This is a genomic window from Aliivibrio fischeri (genome assembly GCA_038993745.2).
GTDB classification, from domain to species: domain Bacteria; phylum Pseudomonadota; class Gammaproteobacteria; order Enterobacterales; family Vibrionaceae; genus Aliivibrio; species Aliivibrio fischeri_B.
On record CP160630.1, the window covers coordinates 1,164,342 to 1,180,595 of the forward strand.

The following is a 16,254-nucleotide window of genomic DNA, read 5'->3' on the forward strand; positions in this document are numbered from 1 at the left end:
CATAATCATCGCTATTTTTTATATGGCGATATGATCGTATTTCCTGTCACCGCATGATGAGAGACCATCACCAAATCTTGATATAAGGTGCGAATATTCTCTTCACTCAACACATCGCTTGGCTTTCCTTCAGCCATAATTTCACCTTGATTAATCAAAATCAAACGATCACAAAACTCAGCAGCGGTATTTAAGTTATGAATAGCAACCAATGCTGATTTTCCTTTTTGGCATTCTTGATATAAGACATTCATCAATTGAGATTCATGGCCAATATCTAAACTCGCCGTCGGCTCATCAAGTAACATTAAAGGAGTATCTTGAACTAAAGTTCGGGCAAAATGTACGAGCTGTTTTTCACCACCAGATAAATCAGTAACATTACGCTTATGTAGATGCTCTATTCCCACTTTTTCTAATGCAGCTTGGCTTTGTTTCTCTATCTCAGCTGGAGATATAATTGAGTGTTGCTGTCTCGCATGAAAACCAAAACCAATGGTTTCCATCACATTAAAAGAAAAAGCGGCTTCACTGTATTGAGGCAAATAACTCATACATAAAGCACGCTCAATATGAGATAAGACAGCAAGAGATTGACCTTGGATCTCAATACTTCCTTCGGCATAAGGCTGGAATCCACTGATGCACTTCATTAATGTACTTTTACCCGCGCCATTCGGGCCAATAATACCAACCAATTCACCAGAATTGGCGGTAAATGAAATCGACTTTAATAATGCTTTAGTCCCAACCTGATAGTTTAATTGTGAGACATTTAATAATGGTTTCATGCTAAACGTCCCTTTCTTTGAAATCGAATGATCAAGCCAATAAAGTAGCAACCACCAATAAATGAAGTAATAATCCCCGCTTTCAATTCATTAGGCGCAATGATCCAACGTCCTAATAAGTCACAAACCAATAGAAATATCACACCAAATATGGCTGAAAACGGCAATAATTTCTCATGACTTGGTCCTACTAATAGACGCACTAAATGAGGAACCATCAAGCCGATAAAACCAATAGGTCCAGCAATAGCAATCGACATCGCCGTTAATAACGTAGCAAACAACAATAATTTAAATCGTGTCTGTTTTACATTTAGACCCATACCATGAGCACTCTCCTCACCTAAAGCGAGTAAATTGAGAGAACGGCTTTCTTTGAGTAACAAGGTAGACACAATAATAATCACAGGTGTTGGCCATAATAAATGCTGCCACATACGACCATCTAGCCCCCCCATTGCCCAGAAAACAAATTGGCTGACTTCATACTGTTGCGCCATTAATAGTAGTCCCATACGAGCACCGCCCAATAAACTCGATAGCGCCAATCCAGTTAATATGAGAAATAAAATTTGTGAAGAAGAGTGACGAGATGCAAGAACATAAATAAACGCAGAAGCAGTAAGAGCACCAACCGTTGTAAAAACAGGTAACCACATCGGATTCATAAAAGAAAAACCCGTAACAATAGCGATAACAGCACCAAAACTGCTTCCCGAGCTTACCCCCAATACATCAGGACTCGCTAATGGGTTTTTAAATAATCCTTGAGTACAGGCTCCAGCTAAAGCCAATGCACCACCAGCCATAATTGCAGCACACGCCCTTGGCAAACGAATGTGCATCACTATTGCAGAAGCAAGCGGATACTCTTTAGTTGCTAACTCACTCCCACCAAATATATAACTCTTAAACATAGCTAAAATATCAATGATTGGAATATGAACCGCACCAAGACTTAAATATGTTAAGAATAATCCAATAAATAAACACGTAGAGACAATAGCTTGAAAAGAGGTTAAACGATAAAAAGGCATCAGAGTTTCTTATAGGCAGAGTGATTAACAAACAGAATCGCATCAATAATATATTGGCTATAAACACTTCTTAACACATGTGGCATTTGATAGACCCGACCTTCTTTAATGGCATTAACGGATTGTAATGAAGGATCAGATAAAACGTCTTGCTTAAATTTATCAGCACCTTTTTCATCTCCATACACCCACGCTGGTATAAATAAAATATCTGGATTTAATGCAATGACCATCTCTTTTGATACGGGAACTTGCCCGTATTTATCACTCACTAGCCCTTCAATGGCATTATTCAGATTTGCCTGTTTTAAGACTTCATCCCAAGTAGAATCTTGACCGCTCGATGTTCCCCACGGATTATAATCCAAAGCAGTTAATCGCTTTTTAGGTAAGATAACCTCTTGCTGTAAACGCTGTTGCATATCTTCGATGACTCGCTCAGCAGCAAGTCGACGATTAACAATATCACCGACTCGCAAAATCTCGGTTTCAACCTCTTTTAAGGTATTAGGCGTTTGAATGCGATAAACCGGGATACCAGCACTCTCAATAATCGCTAACTTTGATGCATCACTCCAATTAGCAGCAAAAACAATATCAGGACGATTCGCGATGATCATTTCCACATTAAGCGCTAACAAAGGTACTGATTTTGGCAAGATATCTTTAATCGCTGAATAGTTAGGGTTATTAGCAAGATCAGTCAAACTGGATAATTGTTCTTTATCAACCAACTCTAACAATACGGCATCGGTGAATAACGTTTTTGATGATATTTTTGTAGGTGCTTTATCTAAAAGAACGGTATTACCTAACCCATCAACAACATGTAATGGATAGGTAGTTTCGGCCATCGTTGACCAAGAAAGCAAAAGAGAAAAAATAATAATAAATGGGTTTAACGCAAGCCAACGCATGGCAACTCCTGTAAATCGCGTACATAATATGAACCAACTTCGTATCTGACTCAAACTCTTGCAAGCTCTCACAGTGGCGCGCCCGTCACGGATTCTCACCGTATTCCGAAGTAATCTTCATTGTACGATGCTATGTTGATATATTCTATCTATAACCCTGAAAACATGGGATTAATTAGAGATACCCCATACAACGTGATAAAATTCATCACCTCTTTAATCAACAAAGTAATTATTTATGGCACTTAAAGCATCTGGAAATATTGGTGAACTTTCATATCCATTCATTTTTGAAGACAGCCCATTATGCGACTTTGAAATCTTAACGGATGAATTATGTGCCTATACTGGCTTAGCGTTATCACAAGTAACTAATCAAGAAGTCCGTGAATCGCTAGAACGTCTACAACCAAAAATATTTCACCTTAATGGCTCGATTCGTGGGAAATGTGGCATCTTTGAGCAGGACGTTCAAGAACTCGTGTCTGAAATGTTTTACTTTAAAGAACAAGTTCATGACAAAGGTAAGCGCTTTGTTCTTCCTCGTGGAACCGGCCCTGTCATTCAACTTCATCAATGCCGTAGCTTAAGTAAAAAAGTGGTTCGCGCCTTAGTTCTTATTGATAAATTAACCAATAAAACAATCCCAGAAACACTTCCTCGTTTTGCAAATGCACTCGCTAATTATTATTTCGTGCTTACGCGAGTACTAAATCAAGATATGAATATTGATGAGCCTGAATATGTAAGCGTTAACTATCCAAGGCCTGAATAGATTATATATTGTGTAAACATATCGTTAAGCAAATTGTGAAAAAGAATATTAAGAATAGGAACCATAATATTCTCTTTTATTATCAATGATAATTGCACGATACAAGTCAATGCAACTCTACTTATGGGCTTTAATTATATTGATAGCAAACCTTATATATTATAAAGTCCACCTCAATTATTACAGTCATGCAATAAATGACTTTTTTGTTAACTTAGGTTAATTGATTAAAGTGATTACATTTAGTAAGTCCAATAAATTATTTTTTTGGCCACGCTTTATCGTTTTATTTACAATATTAAACATCTTGTTATTTTCGGTATTTTATTTTTACAAATACTCACAAAACCAGATAGAGATAAGTAAAATAAAATCAGAACAAAGTGCTCTAATTTCAGCACAAAAAAAGTACATAGCAATGACCCTAAACAGCATCGGGCAAGACTTATTGCTGCTCTCTGATTTTATTGAGATTAACAAAGCATACCAAAAACACGAACGCAAACTCATTAAATTAGCTGAAATGAACACACTTGCATTGAGCTTGCGTAAAGGCCTTTATGATCAATTAAGATACCTTGATCTGAAGGGAAATGAACTCATTCGTATTAACTATAATAATGGTATTCCAAGTGTAGTTACTGGTAATGAATTACAAAATAAATTCGACCGTTATTATTTTCAAGACAGCTTATCTTTAAATGATGGGGATATTTACGTTTCTATTTTAGATTTAAATATTGAGCATGGTGAAATAGAAGAACCTTATAAACCTATGATTCGTCTAGCTACACCAGTATATGATGAAGACGGACATAAACGAGGTATTGTTATATTAAATTACCTTGCCGCTCATTTATTAGATGGTCTAAAACTATTTTCTTTAGATAAAAGAAATCATCATATGCTAATAAATAGTAATAATTACTTTTTATTTTATGATAAAAGACCAGATCTTGAATTCGCTTTCATGTTTAATGAAGACGAAAGTAAAACCTATCCTGCAATTTATCCAATAACTTATTCTTGTATTGAGAAAGAACCTAAAGGTCAATATGAAATAGGTTCAGGAATTTTAACGTTCGATTCTGTATTTGCTTATCCAAAAAATTTAGATTCAGCAAAATCAGTCAAAATTGTTAAAAAAGACTCATGCTGGCGCTTAATCACTTTTGTTCCTAATTACCCTAAGTGGTCAATTGAGCGAATCTCAAGCAGTGAAGTAATTCTTGTTGGGTGTTTTATTTTACTCTCATTTATCGTATCGCTGGTTATTACTCAATTACAATTGAAGAAAAAAATTGACCATAACGAAATAAAGAAATTGGCTCACCACGATAGTCTGACTGGCCTAATCAACCGTGGATACTTTAAAAAACTGTTTCATTGGAAAATGCAAAAAGCACGAAAAAATGAAACTAAATTAGCTTTGATCTACATTGATTTAGATGGATTTAAAGATCTCAATGACAACTTTGGCCACAGTGCTGGTGATTTAGCGTTAAAAGCAGTCGCTCGAAATCTATATAGCACTTTCTCAGAAAATAGTTACGTCGCTCGATTAGGTGGTGATGAATTTGCCGTGCTTATTCATACCGTTATTGATGAAGAAGAGATATTTGCTCTTGTTGAGGAATTTTTAGAAAGTAGTAATACCCCATTAATGCTTGAAGATATTCCATATCAACTAAGCACGAGTATTGGCTTAGCTTTCTTCCCTGAACATGGTCGCTCCATTAACGAGTTAATGCATAATGCCGATGCGGCAATGTATGACATCAAACGCTCAGGAAAGAATGGATTTAAAGTATTTGAAAAGCTATGACTTAGGCTTTTATTACTGACTTACATTACGCCCAAGCCACTTTAGCTTGGGCGTAATGATTTAAACGCCAACATAAAGCAAAAATAATCATATATAGAAAACCGGCCGCAATCATCACCGCATTCCACCCACCATGCTGCCAACAATACATTAGATAAAAACCACCTAAGCTACCACTGACATAATAATGCACTAAGTATAATGCTGTTGCTGTAGATTTAGCCGTTTCTGCTTGCTGACTCACCCAACCATAAGCCAAGGAATGAGTAAAAAACGCACCAAAACTTAATACATTTAAACCAATGACCATTGTAATTAAAGAGTCATTTGTCGTAATAACCATTCCAATTAAACTAATGAATGTCCCTACAAACATACCAAATACAGAACTAAAGCGTTGACTCCATAGTCCAACTAACCTTGAGCTTACAGTGCCGGATAGATAACAAAGAAAAATCATAGAAGTGACGCTTAAAGGTAAAGAGTAAGGCTCAGCAATTAGTCGAAAGCCAGTAACAGAATAAAGGTTTACAAATAAAGCGAAGTTGACTCCTCCAATAAGCATAGCAAGAAAGAGACGTCGATTTCGTAAATGCTGCACAACAACTCTGACATAAGAAGATAATTCAGCTTTATTTAAAGCCTTATCACCTTCTTTAGGCAATAAAATAGCGACAAGCATGGCACCAATCAAACTCAGGGCAGCCATAAATATCACCGCTGTTTGCCAATCAAAATAGTCGGTTATAATTCCGCCAAACAACCGTCCTGAAATCCCGCCTAGTGAGTTGGCGCTAATATAAGCCCCTATCGCATAACTGAAGGCTTTTGCTGTAAACGCTTCAGCCATATAAGCAACGGCAACAGCCGTAAATCCGGCTAAAGCCATTCCCATAACGGCACGACTTAAGATTAATATAGCTAGATGACTTGTTAATAAAGACAATAAACCAATGATTGGCAAGAGAAATAAACTCAATAACATCACATTACGACGACCAATAAAATCAGAAGCGATAGCCCAAGGTAGCAACATAAAAGCTAAGGTGAATGTTCCAGCAGCTAACAACCAATTGATTTTAGTTGCAGATACCGAAAAATGTTCAGCCAAAACAGGAAGCATTGGCTGAAACAAATATAAATTACAAAATACAATAAAGGACCCAAATGCAAGAGCTGCACTTACTTGATAATAGGCCTTACTTTTAAACTCAATCATCTTAGTGATCGCCATTAGAAAACTGTACTAAAACTGTAGCAACTCCATTTGAATAGTGAAAATATATTATAATTATCATTTCAATAGCATTTGGTTATCACATGGACACTCGACTTCTTACTTATTTTGTCTCTGTTGCTGAGCATAAAAATATGACGCACGCAGCTCGTGCTCTACACATTGCTCAACCAGCACTAAGCGTTGCGATAAAAAAACTAGAGACCCAATTAGAGCTGGATCTATTCCGTAGAGATGAGAGAAAAATGATACTGACTCATGAAGGGGAAGTATTACTGACTCATGCAAAACAGATCCTACAACAGTTGGACGACGCCACTTTGGCGATGAAAGAGTTACGAGGTTTAGAAAAAGGAGAGGTGCGCTTAGGCGTGCCAAGCATCATGGGAACCTATTATTTCCCTGATGTTTTAATGGCATTTAAAAGTCGTTATCCAAAATTAAAACTCACCATTGTTGATGCGGGTGCTCAATCAATACAAAAAATGCTACTTGATGGTGAGATTGATCTTGGAATAACACAAATACGAAACCTGCCTGATGAACTGGATTCTGATCATTTACTTCGATCCCAAATGGTCGCTGTCGTCAGTAACGAGCATGAATTTTCTGATAAAAAATCACTCACTTTTTCCGAGTTTTTCTCTCAAGAGTTAGTGATGTTCAAACAAGGGTACTTTCATCGAGAAAAACTGGATGCCATCTGTAAACAAGAAGGATTAAATGCAAACTTTTCTTTTGAAACCAATCTACTAGCGGTAATAATGAAAATTGTAAAACGTGATTTTGCCATTAGTGCATTATTAGAATTAGCCACCGAAAATGAGCCCGATATCGTTTCTATTCCATTTAGTGAGCCTATCTATCTGGATATATCCATCGCATGGAGAAAGAACGGCTATCTATCTAGAGCTGATAGAACCTTTCTCGAATTCGTGAAACAAAATCATTAGAAGCTACATCAAGAAGCACGAAAAGTTCCCTAAAATCACACCTCATAAATGCAAAGTATGACTACCAAATTTGGTACTGACATTACTAAAGATTAGTGGAATATTAAATCTTACTTACTTTCTAGGTCAGTAATGAAAGTAATTACAAGATGATAATGAAGATTAAAAACAACAGCGCTAAACACTGTTTGCTAATAAATGAGGTGTCACAATGAAAAAATATATTCCTGTTCTATTTGCTCTAAGTGCTGTATCTGGTGTTAGTTATGCAGGTACAACAACACAAAGTGATTCTGTTGATTACTTACAAATGCGTAATGGCATTGCCTATCAAGTAAACCAAGAGACACCTTATACAGGGAAATTTGTTCAAAAATACGATAACGGACAAATCTCAACAAAAGCTCAATTCAAAGATGGCGTTGAAATTGGTACAGAAAGTAATTGGTATCCAAATGGCCAAATGGCTTCAAAACTTAATTATAAAGATGGCAAGCTTGATGGTTTAATGCAAACTTGGTACGTGAATGGTCAGAAAAAAACAGAATTCACGTATAAAAATAATCAGTTAGATGGCCAAGCAACACGTTGGTATGACAATGGCGAAAAAAATCTAACCGTTAATTACGATGATGGCCAAAAAGATGGCCTATACACCAGCTACTACGCTAATGGTAAAAAAGCCACTCAAGCAAATTACGACGATGGCAAAATCAAAGATGGCTCAGTTACCCACTGGAATAATCATGGTGACAAAGTAGAGCAATTAACCTTCAAAAACCAAAAAGTCGTGTCAGAGCAAACATGGATGCCAGAGAGTTAATCCGATTAAATTTGTTTAATTACCCATAATGAAAAGCCCTTATACCTATGATATAAGGGCTTTTCAAAATGCATATTTAAAAATAATAATTAGAAATGATCAAAATAAATGTGCTGTGCTTGCCACTCTACTTTTTCAACATTATCAGACAAAAGATGTTTGGCTACAGTAAAGGCAAACTCAAAGCTTACACCAAGACCTTTACCACTAATGAAACGTCCATCAACAACCACTTTCTTATCTTGGAAACAACCATCGCTAAATTTCTTTTCCAATCCACCACCGGTTGTGTAATTTCGTCCATTAAGAAGATGATTAGCGGCTAACACCTTAGCTCCAGATGAACATAACGCACATATGTATTTATCTTTCTCTATGTGACACTTTAGAAAATCGATCACCATCGAATTTGCAGATAAGTTATCTGTTCCTTTAGGGCCTCCAGGCATCATGACAGCATCATAGAGAACATCTTTTTTGTCTTTTAGCGTATAATCTGCAGATATCCGTGTTTCAAAATAGGTTTCTAACGCTGTTGTTTCCATGCAAGATAACACATCAACCTTAATATCTAAGCGACGCATTATATCGATAAAAACAACCGCTTCTCCCTCTTCAAAACCATCTGCAAGCAATACCGCAACGTGCTTTGTCACTTGATTATTTTCCATCTTCATTACCCATCACTAAAGAACAAGTTTCACGTACATTTTTAGCAATAATGTCCCAATCATGATTTCGAATCGCTTCAGTCGGAGCAATCCATGTACCACCACAAGCAATCACTTGGGAATGGCTAAGTAACTAAGTAGATTATTTGGATTCACTCCCCCTGTAGGCATGAGCTGAATATTTCCATAGGGCCCCGTTAATGACTTCAGCATATTCAAACCGCCTGAAGCTTCTGCTGGGAAGAACTTTAATGCAGATAATCCCATCTCTAATGCTTGTTCTACCAAGCTTGGATTATTAACCCCCGGAATGATTTTGATATCGTTATCTAAACAATATTGAACGGTATTTGGATTAAAGCCTGGACTAACCACAAAATCAGCTCCAGCTTCTGTTGCCAGCTGCGCTTGTTCTTTGGTTAATACGGTTCCTGCACATAACACAATATCTGGATACGCTTGACGAATACGACGAATTGACTCTTCTGCCGCTTCCGTTCTGAAGGTGATTTCAGCCGCAGGTAATCCATTTTCAACTAGCACTTTAGCTAACGGCACTGCATCTTCTGCGTTCTCAATTTGAATCACAGGCATAACTCGAAGTGCTCTTAACGTTTCTATCCATAAATTATTTTTCATTAATCTGTCCCATATCGGTAATTAGTGTTTGTAAGTAGTCCATCGGAATAATGGCTCCTTTGTGCTGAATAACTTGAGAAGCAAGGCGATTACCCCAAGCGCAACTTTCAGCCATGGACGCACCTTGACTGTATGCCGCAATATAAGCCGCATTAAATGAGTCCCCAGCCGCTGTCGTATCAACAAGCTTATCGACTGACTCCCCATCAACATAGCCGGATTTTCCCTCAAGAGTTGACCACATAGCACCTTTAGCGCCGAGCTTCACGACCACATGCCCCACCCCTAGTGCATGTAGTCGATCCGCGACTTCTTTTTCTGGCATATTCAGTTTATCAAGGAGTAACTCTTCATCATCTCCTGTCACTAAAGCGATATCACTTAATCGGTATAAGTTATCTAACCAAAACTTTGCATCCAGATTATTTTTCCATAATCTTGGACGATAATTAGAATCCGTAATAATCGTTGCACCATGTTTTTTTAATGTCGCTAATACGTCGAATAAAATTTCACGGTCATGAGTCGGTAAAATAGCCAATGAGATACCAGATAAATAGATAATGTCTGCATCCATAATTTTGGCGATATTAGGTACAAATAAAAGATGCTGACACATATACTTTGCAGCTGAATTGTCTCGCCAATAATGAAAACTACGTTCGCCTTCATCATCAATATTTATGCTATATAGACCGGGGAGGCGCTCTTGATCTCGCAATACCAGCGAACAATCTATATTTTCTTTCTCCCACGCTTTTAGCATCAAGGAACTGTATTGATCTTGACCTAACGCCGTTAAATAATAAGGGGAAACATGTGGAAGTAAGCGAGAGAGGTAAACCGCAGTATTAAGCGTATCACCACCAAAAGATTGAGTTTGTGTAGAGAACGCATTCCCACTGAGTTCAATCATGCATTCGCCAATAATGGCAATTTTCGTCTTTTTCATACAATAACCTAAAAAAAAGCCGCATTGATTCAATTAGAGGGTTTGATTAAATCAATGCGGCAAAACCATATAAGGCTAAAATGGAACAAAACTCGTATTACAGCTTCCCTTCACTGCCACACACTCGAATTTTATCTTGAACGACTTTTTTCATCGCTTCTTTACCAGGGATAATATAGTGACGAGGATCGTTAGCACCTGGATTTTCGATAAAGTAAGATTTCACTGCATCTGAAAAAGCAATTTTTAGCTCTGTTGCCACATTTACTTTGGTAATACCTAATTCAATACAACGACGTACATCTTCATCAGGCACGTCTGATGCACCATGTAATACTAAAGGTACGTCAGTTTTACCGCGAATAATGCCTAGTCGGTCAAAATCTAAACATGGTTTTTCTTTATACAATCCATGTGCAGTACCGATAGCAATGGCGAGTGAATCAATACCCGTCGCTTTAATAAATTCAACCGCAGCATCAGGATCCGTATACATAGCATCTTTTTCATCAACGATTAAATCGTCTTCTTGTCCACCTAAACGACCTAACTCAGCTTCAACTGAACAGTCCCAACGGTGACAAAATTGAACCACTTTACGAACGAGATCGATGTTCTTATCAAAGCTTAAATGAGAACCATCAATCATTGCTGATTTAATCCCTGCTTCTACTTTTTTCTGAATATCAGAATACGATTCATGGTGATCTAAATGCAGCGCAATTGGCATGTGATAACGTTTTGCGGCTTCTTTACAAATACCGATTAGGTAATCAGTTCCGGCATAAGAAAATGTTCCGGGAGTACCAGCAAGAATAACTGGTGTTTGCATTTCTGCAGCAGTTTCAACAACGACCTGAGCCGTTTCTAAATTATGGATATTAAATGCAGGAACGGCATAACCACCCAACTGCGCTTTGTGGAGCATTTCACGGGATGATACAAGAAACATAATAACCTCAAGTCAAATTCTTCGTTTACTTTCGCTATTATATTATTCGAAAGAAAACATAAATAAGATGAGCAAGATCACAGAACAAAAAATCAACGAAAGCAAATGAAAGCATTTTAATAAGATCAAATCCCATAACATGCCCAAAATTAACTTTCGAAACCTTTCATTATTTGTTTTATTAATCATTATGCATAAAAAAGCCCAAACAGCTGTCATGCTATTTGGGCTTAAATAAAACGAAAAATTATTTACATTACTGCGCGTCTTTAGCGTTAGCTTCAAGAAATGCCATTACTTCTTCTCGCTCTAATGGATTTAATCCGGCACGAGGGAACATACTTTTGGTAATACCATGCCATTGCGATTTAGTGTACTGCTTTGGATCTTTTGCAGAATGACACATAGTGCAACGTTGATAAAACAGAGCTTCGCCAACACTCTGTTTTGTTTCACTCGAACTTGTATTTACTTCACCAAGAGTGGTATTCACTTTATCGACACGAATATCACTGTCTACCGTCACCGTTCTTGGTGGTTCAAAGGCCAAGTTAGATGACTCAGGATCTCGACAACGCTGAATGTAAGCTAAGCAGGTATTGGCACTGTTTGCTTGACTTAAATCACTGCATGCTTGGCTTGATGTTAATACGTTAATAGAACCACTATTACAGCGCCCTTGACTATCAAATTGCAGCCAAGCTCCCTCTTCTAAACTAATGACTCCGGGCATGATCTGATCAGATACTTTTGCACCCGCAATAACACGTCCTCGCTCATTGTAGATTTCCACTAACTGCCCTGAACGAATACCGTGCTTTTGTGCATCCATGTCATTAATCAGTACATACTGACGTCCTTGAACACTTTCATATTTACGAACCTCTGTATTTGCCAGCTGCGAGTGTAATCGCATATAAGGATGAGGGCTCACAACATGAACTTGGTTTGGTTTTGCGTTTCCTAAATATTCAAACGGTTCTAAAAATGTTGGCATTGGTGGACAATTTTTCACATCAAAATTTGCAATATCTTGGCAGTAAAGCTCTATTTTTCCTGATGTGGTATGCAAAGGATGCTTATCTGGATCTTGATAAAAATCACCATGTCTTACCCACTGATTTGCCTCTTGAGGTACAGGTAATAAAGCGACTCCATTTTTCCAAAACTCATCAAATGATAAGGTTGCTGATGAGGCGTGATAAGCACGTTTCAAAATATCATCAAACGCTAAACCATCTGTAAATTTCTCTTCAACATTGAATATCTCGGCTAATTTACGAAAGATTTCGAAATCATCAAGACTTTCACCGTAAGGCTTAATGACCTGACGCATAGCATAGATTTTATCGTTACTGTACGTACCACCAGAAGAAAGATCATTACGCTCTAACGTACTGGTTGCAGGCAATACAATATCGGCATATCGAGAAGAAGCACACCACCATGGGTCTTGGCAGACAAACGTTTCAACTTTTTCATTAAGTGCATTAATAAGTTCATTCGTATCTTGCTGATGAGAAAGAAGATTATTGCCTGCGTTATACACCATTTTGATATCAGGGTACGTGTATTCAATACCATCTCTAGTAAAGCTTTTTCCTGGATTCATCAGCATTTCAGAAATACGAGATGCAGGACAAATCGCACTCACTGGATTTTTACCTTGAGATAAGCCAATAGGAAGTGTTTTCCCTGATTGTGGCATACCACCATTACCATAATGCCAACTAAAGCCAACCCCTTCTCCCGGCTTACCAATTTTGCCTAGCATGGCGGCAAAATTAATGATCGCCCAATGGATCATCTCACCATGATCGGCTCTTTGTAATGACCAACCCGCCGCAAATTGGTTTTACTGGCTGCGAATCGAATGGCCATTTTTTGAATATCCTCAGCAGGAATACCCGTGATCTTTGCAGCCCATACTGGTGATTTTACGATGCCATCATTTTTTCCCATTAAATGGTCGATGTATTTATCAGCTCCTACGGTATAACGATCCAAGTAAGCGATATCATGAAGATCGTTAACATAAACATGCTGTGCCATCGCTAAAAATAAAGCGGTGTCTGTATTTGGAACAATTTTCACCCATTCCGCATCCAATTCGTCATCGGTACGGGTCTGTTGTGGGTTAATTGAAATAAACTGAATGCCATCTTCAGCAAACTGCTTCCAATGAGAATACATTTGGTGATCCGCAACGCGAAATTCAATGCGGTTGTTTTTCCAAGGATCACAGCCTATCAATACAAAGATTTCTGTGTTCTCTTGAATTACAGGCCATGCGGTTTGTGGCGAGTATACTTCCATATCACCAATAACATGAGGAAGAATAACTTGCGAGGCACCACCAGAATAATCACCCGTTGTCGTACTTTGTCCACCAATTAAATTAAAAAATCGCCCTTGTAATACTTGAGGACGCATTAAACCAGCATGCGACCATCCACCATAAGAGCTACTGAAAATAGCTTCATTACCATGTTCTGTTGCAGTAGTTTGAATTACATCAGCAACCAAAGATAAAGCGGTATCCCAGCTAACTCGCACAAATGGTTCTTTACCGCGCAAGTGCGGTTTCGTATCCCCTTTTGGATCGGCTAAATAGGAAGCCCTTACCATCGGGTACTTAACGCGAGTTTTATCATAAACTCGACCGATTAAACCTTCTGTCAGCATTTCGGTAGGCATGGCATCAAGCTCTTTACGAGGTTGAATACCAACAAGAACACCCGCTTTTACAATCGCGTTAAATGGTCCCCAATGGCTAGCATGAGGAATGACTTCTACATCCTCATCATCAAAAAATTTAGAAGCGGGATAAACCATTAAACCACCACCCGCAACAATAGCGGTTGCAATGGAGGTTTTTAAAAAAGTACGTCGAGAAAGAGTCATAATGCATTCCGTATTTTTAGTCTATTTATCACTTATCAATAGTGGATAAATCCTTAACAGATGCATTCTAAACCTATAAAGATTCATTTTATATGCACATTCTAAATAAATAAGAACATACGTAACTTAAAACAGAACCATTCTTACACGTTATCTACAACTTCTTCTATTTTAAAAGATTTTAGCTTCTCTTTTCATGAAATATTGAATTTTAAAAGAATGATTCCATTTTTGATGAGTAGCAAGTTATCCCTTTTCTTAATAAATTATTCTTTGGCCTGTTTGCCCGTCCGGTTATTTTCTCTATTGTTTGCTCCCATCGAGATGGTGCAAGTAAGCGTCTACTAAGCGGAGATTGATCTTGAATATATTCATTTTTAAATATAGCTATCACTTCTTGAGTTTCATATACACCGAGTACTTTCATATTAATAGCAGAAATATCTAATTCAAAATTGCCTTGCTCAATTGCTAGTGGGGCTTCTTCAGCTTGCCAAAGGTTAATTTTTTCGCCACAAAACAGAGCTATATTCAATGCTCTTAATGACCATAAACTACTAGCAGGACCACTGTAGTTATCAACTAAACGAACATCTTCATCAAACAACCCTTGTGTGGGTAATCCTGCTTTTAACGCACCGTTACTAATAAAGTATTTCAAGTTACAATGAAAAGCTCTTTTCGCTTCACCAATCGTTATTTTGTCGCTTTGTAGATCCACAGCCGCTAATAATGGAGCAGCAACAGCTAAGCGATAACAGGCACTACGTCCAAAAAAAGGGAACCCTTCTTTACCAAAGAAATAACGATAATTACCAACAAAATCAGATAATGCACTCTTTATAAAAGTAGAATCAAAATCAACATCTATTTGAGTAAACCAGTACAAACTGTAATGAAAAGCCCACGCATTATAGTAATCGTAATTTCCTTTTGCCCCATCACGAAACCATCCATCACCGACATAAAACTCTTTTACTCTTTCGTATTTTTCATATTGGACTTCATCTTCACCGGTTAACGCTTTCAATACGATTTGCACGGTAAGTACAAACAAGTGCCAATTATTATCAACGGTTTCACACTGATTAACCTGTTTAAACCAAGTGACGATTTGACACTTTTCATCGATTGAAAAACAATCCCACACCCACTCTTTGCTCATCCATAATGCCAGAGCTAAATCTGCACTTTCACATACTCTTTGATCACAATGGTGTAGCGTTCCCCAGTAGCCTTTATGTTGTGGGTTGGTTCCAGCTAAAAAGGCTTTACGTAAAATCTCAGGTACTAAAATGGGTTGTTGGTTTAACCCAGTAATGATCGTATTAAATCTCCCGTTAGCGTGTAACCATGCAGCTAATGTTGGTAACGTTCGACTTGTTCCTTCCAATGCATCAGTTCTGGCTGTTTGTTGGCTTGGTCTTCCCGGATAATAAGCATGGCTATGATCCCATACTGAATAATGAACAAAAGCTTCTGCGATATAGCTAACAATGGATTCACAGTGATATTTTAAATTGACTCTTTCATCCATAAATACGTTTTTTATATACTCATCATGTTGAGTATAGAGTGATTTTTTATTTGCAAATCGGATGATATTTTCTTTCAGAGATTTTAAATAGGTCAACGCATTTGGGTGTTCGTAAGCAATCGTAGGGCGCTTCGTTTCTCTTATTTCCTTAGGCTGATACCGCAACGTTTGTGGTTCAATTTCTACCTTCATGATTTATTGTCCTTTCAAAACGAAAAAAGCCACAAAACACGGTGGTCAT

General features: G+C 37.6%; 12 protein-coding genes, 2 pseudogenes and 1 riboswitch. Of the genes and pseudogenes, 4 read left to right on the forward strand and 10 right to left on the reverse strand.

What is annotated here, in order from left to right:
- Positions 1-11: 11 nt before the first annotated feature.
- The 3 genes from AAFX60_019605 to AAFX60_019615 are packed head-to-tail and all read right to left on the reverse strand — an operon-like array spanning position 12 to position 2,745.
- A complete protein-coding gene (locus AAFX60_019605) occupies positions 12-791 on the reverse strand; it encodes an ABC transporter ATP-binding protein (protein XDF79351.1) in 780 nt (259 codons plus the stop codon).
- Entirely contained in the window at positions 788-1,828 is a 1,041-nt protein-coding gene (locus tag AAFX60_019610; protein ID XDF79352.1) for an iron ABC transporter permease, read from the reverse strand. The genes AAFX60_019605 and AAFX60_019610 overlap by 4 nt, the downstream gene beginning before the upstream one ends.
- Positions 1,828-2,745, reverse strand: coding sequence for an ABC transporter substrate-binding protein (locus AAFX60_019615; protein XDF79353.1), 918 nt, complete (start codon positions 2,743-2,745; stop codon positions 1,828-1,830). The genes AAFX60_019610 and AAFX60_019615 overlap by 1 nt, the downstream gene beginning before the upstream one ends.
- 18 nt (positions 2,746-2,763) lie before the next feature.
- Positions 2,764-2,894: riboswitch (cobalamin riboswitch) on the reverse strand.
- 89 nt (positions 2,895-2,983) lie between these two features.
- On the opposite strand from AAFX60_019615, the gene AAFX60_019620 reads away from it, so the two are divergent.
- Entirely contained in the window at positions 2,984-3,520 is a 537-nt protein-coding gene (locus tag AAFX60_019620) for a cobalamin adenosyltransferase (protein ID XDF79354.1), read from the forward strand.
- A 418-nt stretch (positions 3,521-3,938) separates the two neighbouring features.
- On the forward strand, positions 3,939-5,345 hold the full coding sequence (locus AAFX60_019625) for a diguanylate cyclase (protein XDF79355.1): 1,407 nt from the start codon (positions 3,939-3,941) through the stop codon (positions 5,343-5,345).
- Positions 5,346-5,370: 25 nt separating this feature from the next.
- Here the strand turns inward: AAFX60_019625 and AAFX60_019630 are convergent, their stop codons facing one another.
- Positions 5,371-6,564: an MFS transporter gene (locus AAFX60_019630; protein XDF79356.1), complete on the reverse strand. Its 1,194-nt coding sequence runs from the start codon at positions 6,562-6,564 to the stop codon at positions 5,371-5,373.
- Between the two features lie 101 nt (positions 6,565-6,665).
- On the opposite strand from AAFX60_019630, the gene AAFX60_019635 reads away from it, so the two are divergent.
- Both AAFX60_019635 and AAFX60_019640 read left to right on the forward strand, forming a co-directional pair.
- Complete coding sequence (locus AAFX60_019635; protein ID XDF79357.1) at positions 6,666-7,535, forward strand: LysR family transcriptional regulator; 870 nt, start codon at positions 6,666-6,668, stop codon at positions 7,533-7,535.
- A 211-nt stretch (positions 7,536-7,746) separates the two neighbouring features.
- A complete protein-coding gene (locus AAFX60_019640; GenBank protein ID XDF79358.1) occupies positions 7,747-8,358 on the forward strand; it encodes a toxin-antitoxin system YwqK family antitoxin in 612 nt (203 codons plus the stop codon).
- Positions 8,359-8,447: 89 nt separating this feature from the next.
- On the opposite strand, the gene AAFX60_019645 is transcribed toward AAFX60_019640, so the two are convergent.
- From AAFX60_019645 to AAFX60_019670, 6 genes and pseudogenes are all read right to left on the reverse strand, one after another.
- Positions 8,448-9,029, reverse strand: coding sequence for a DJ-1/PfpI family protein (locus AAFX60_019645; protein XDF79359.1), 582 nt, complete (start codon positions 9,027-9,029; stop codon positions 8,448-8,450).
- A pseudogene (locus AAFX60_019650) lies at positions 9,019-9,668 on the reverse strand (bifunctional 4-hydroxy-2-oxoglutarate aldolase/2-dehydro-3-deoxy-phosphogluconate aldolase). Before AAFX60_019650 ends, AAFX60_019645 begins: the two are co-directional and overlap by 11 nt.
- On the reverse strand, positions 9,658-10,620 hold the full coding sequence (locus AAFX60_019655) for a sugar kinase (GenBank protein XDF79360.1): 963 nt from the start codon (positions 10,618-10,620) through the stop codon (positions 9,658-9,660). The pseudogene AAFX60_019650 and the gene AAFX60_019655 overlap by 11 nt, the downstream one beginning before the upstream one ends.
- A gap of 97 nt (positions 10,621-10,717) precedes the next feature.
- Positions 10,718-11,572 (reverse strand): tagatose bisphosphate family class II aldolase, encoded by an 855-nt coding sequence (locus tag AAFX60_019660; protein ID XDF79361.1) that lies wholly within the window; start codon positions 11,570-11,572, stop codon positions 10,718-10,720.
- A 256-nt stretch (positions 11,573-11,828) separates the two neighbouring features.
- Positions 11,829-14,476: pseudogene (locus tag AAFX60_019665) on the reverse strand (molybdopterin-dependent oxidoreductase).
- 211 nt (positions 14,477-14,687) lie between these two features.
- Positions 14,688-16,205: a DUF2264 domain-containing protein gene (locus AAFX60_019670; GenBank protein XDF79362.1), complete on the reverse strand. Its 1,518-nt coding sequence runs from the start codon at positions 16,203-16,205 to the stop codon at positions 14,688-14,690.
- Between the last annotated feature and the right edge of the window lie 49 nt (positions 16,206-16,254).

What these genes read in the sequence shown, in the direction of transcription:
- AAFX60_019605 (XDF79351.1), bottom strand. Translation starts at nt 791, where the DNA reads ATGAAACCATTATTAAATGTCTCACAATTAAACTATCAGGTTGGGACT.
- AAFX60_019610 (XDF79352.1), bottom strand. Translation starts at nt 1,828, where the DNA reads ATGCCTTTTTATCGTTTAACCTCTTTTCAAGCTATTGTCTCTACGTGT.
- AAFX60_019615 (XDF79353.1), bottom strand. Translation starts at nt 2,745, where the DNA reads ATGCGTTGGCTTGCGTTAAACCCATTTATTATTATTTTTTCTCTTTTG.
- AAFX60_019620 (XDF79354.1), top strand. Translation starts at nt 2,984, where the DNA reads ATGGCACTTAAAGCATCTGGAAATATTGGTGAACTTTCATATCCATTC.
- AAFX60_019625 (XDF79355.1), top strand. Translation starts at nt 3,939, where the DNA reads ATGACCCTAAACAGCATCGGGCAAGACTTATTGCTGCTCTCTGATTTT.
- AAFX60_019630 (XDF79356.1), bottom strand. Translation starts at nt 6,564, where the DNA reads ATGATTGAGTTTAAAAGTAAGGCCTATTATCAAGTAAGTGCAGCTCTT.
- AAFX60_019635 (XDF79357.1), top strand. Translation starts at nt 6,666, where the DNA reads ATGGACACTCGACTTCTTACTTATTTTGTCTCTGTTGCTGAGCATAAA.
- AAFX60_019640 (XDF79358.1), top strand. Translation starts at nt 7,747, where the DNA reads ATGAAAAAATATATTCCTGTTCTATTTGCTCTAAGTGCTGTATCTGGT.
- AAFX60_019645 (XDF79359.1), bottom strand. Translation starts at nt 9,029, where the DNA reads ATGGAAAATAATCAAGTGACAAAGCACGTTGCGGTATTGCTTGCAGAT.
- AAFX60_019655 (XDF79360.1), bottom strand. Translation starts at nt 10,620, where the DNA reads ATGAAAAAGACGAAAATTGCCATTATTGGCGAATGCATGATTGAACTC.
- AAFX60_019660 (XDF79361.1), bottom strand. Translation starts at nt 11,572, where the DNA reads ATGTTTCTTGTATCATCCCGTGAAATGCTCCACAAAGCGCAGTTGGGT.
- AAFX60_019670 (XDF79362.1), bottom strand. Translation starts at nt 16,205, where the DNA reads ATGAAGGTAGAAATTGAACCACAAACGTTGCGGTATCAGCCTAAGGAA.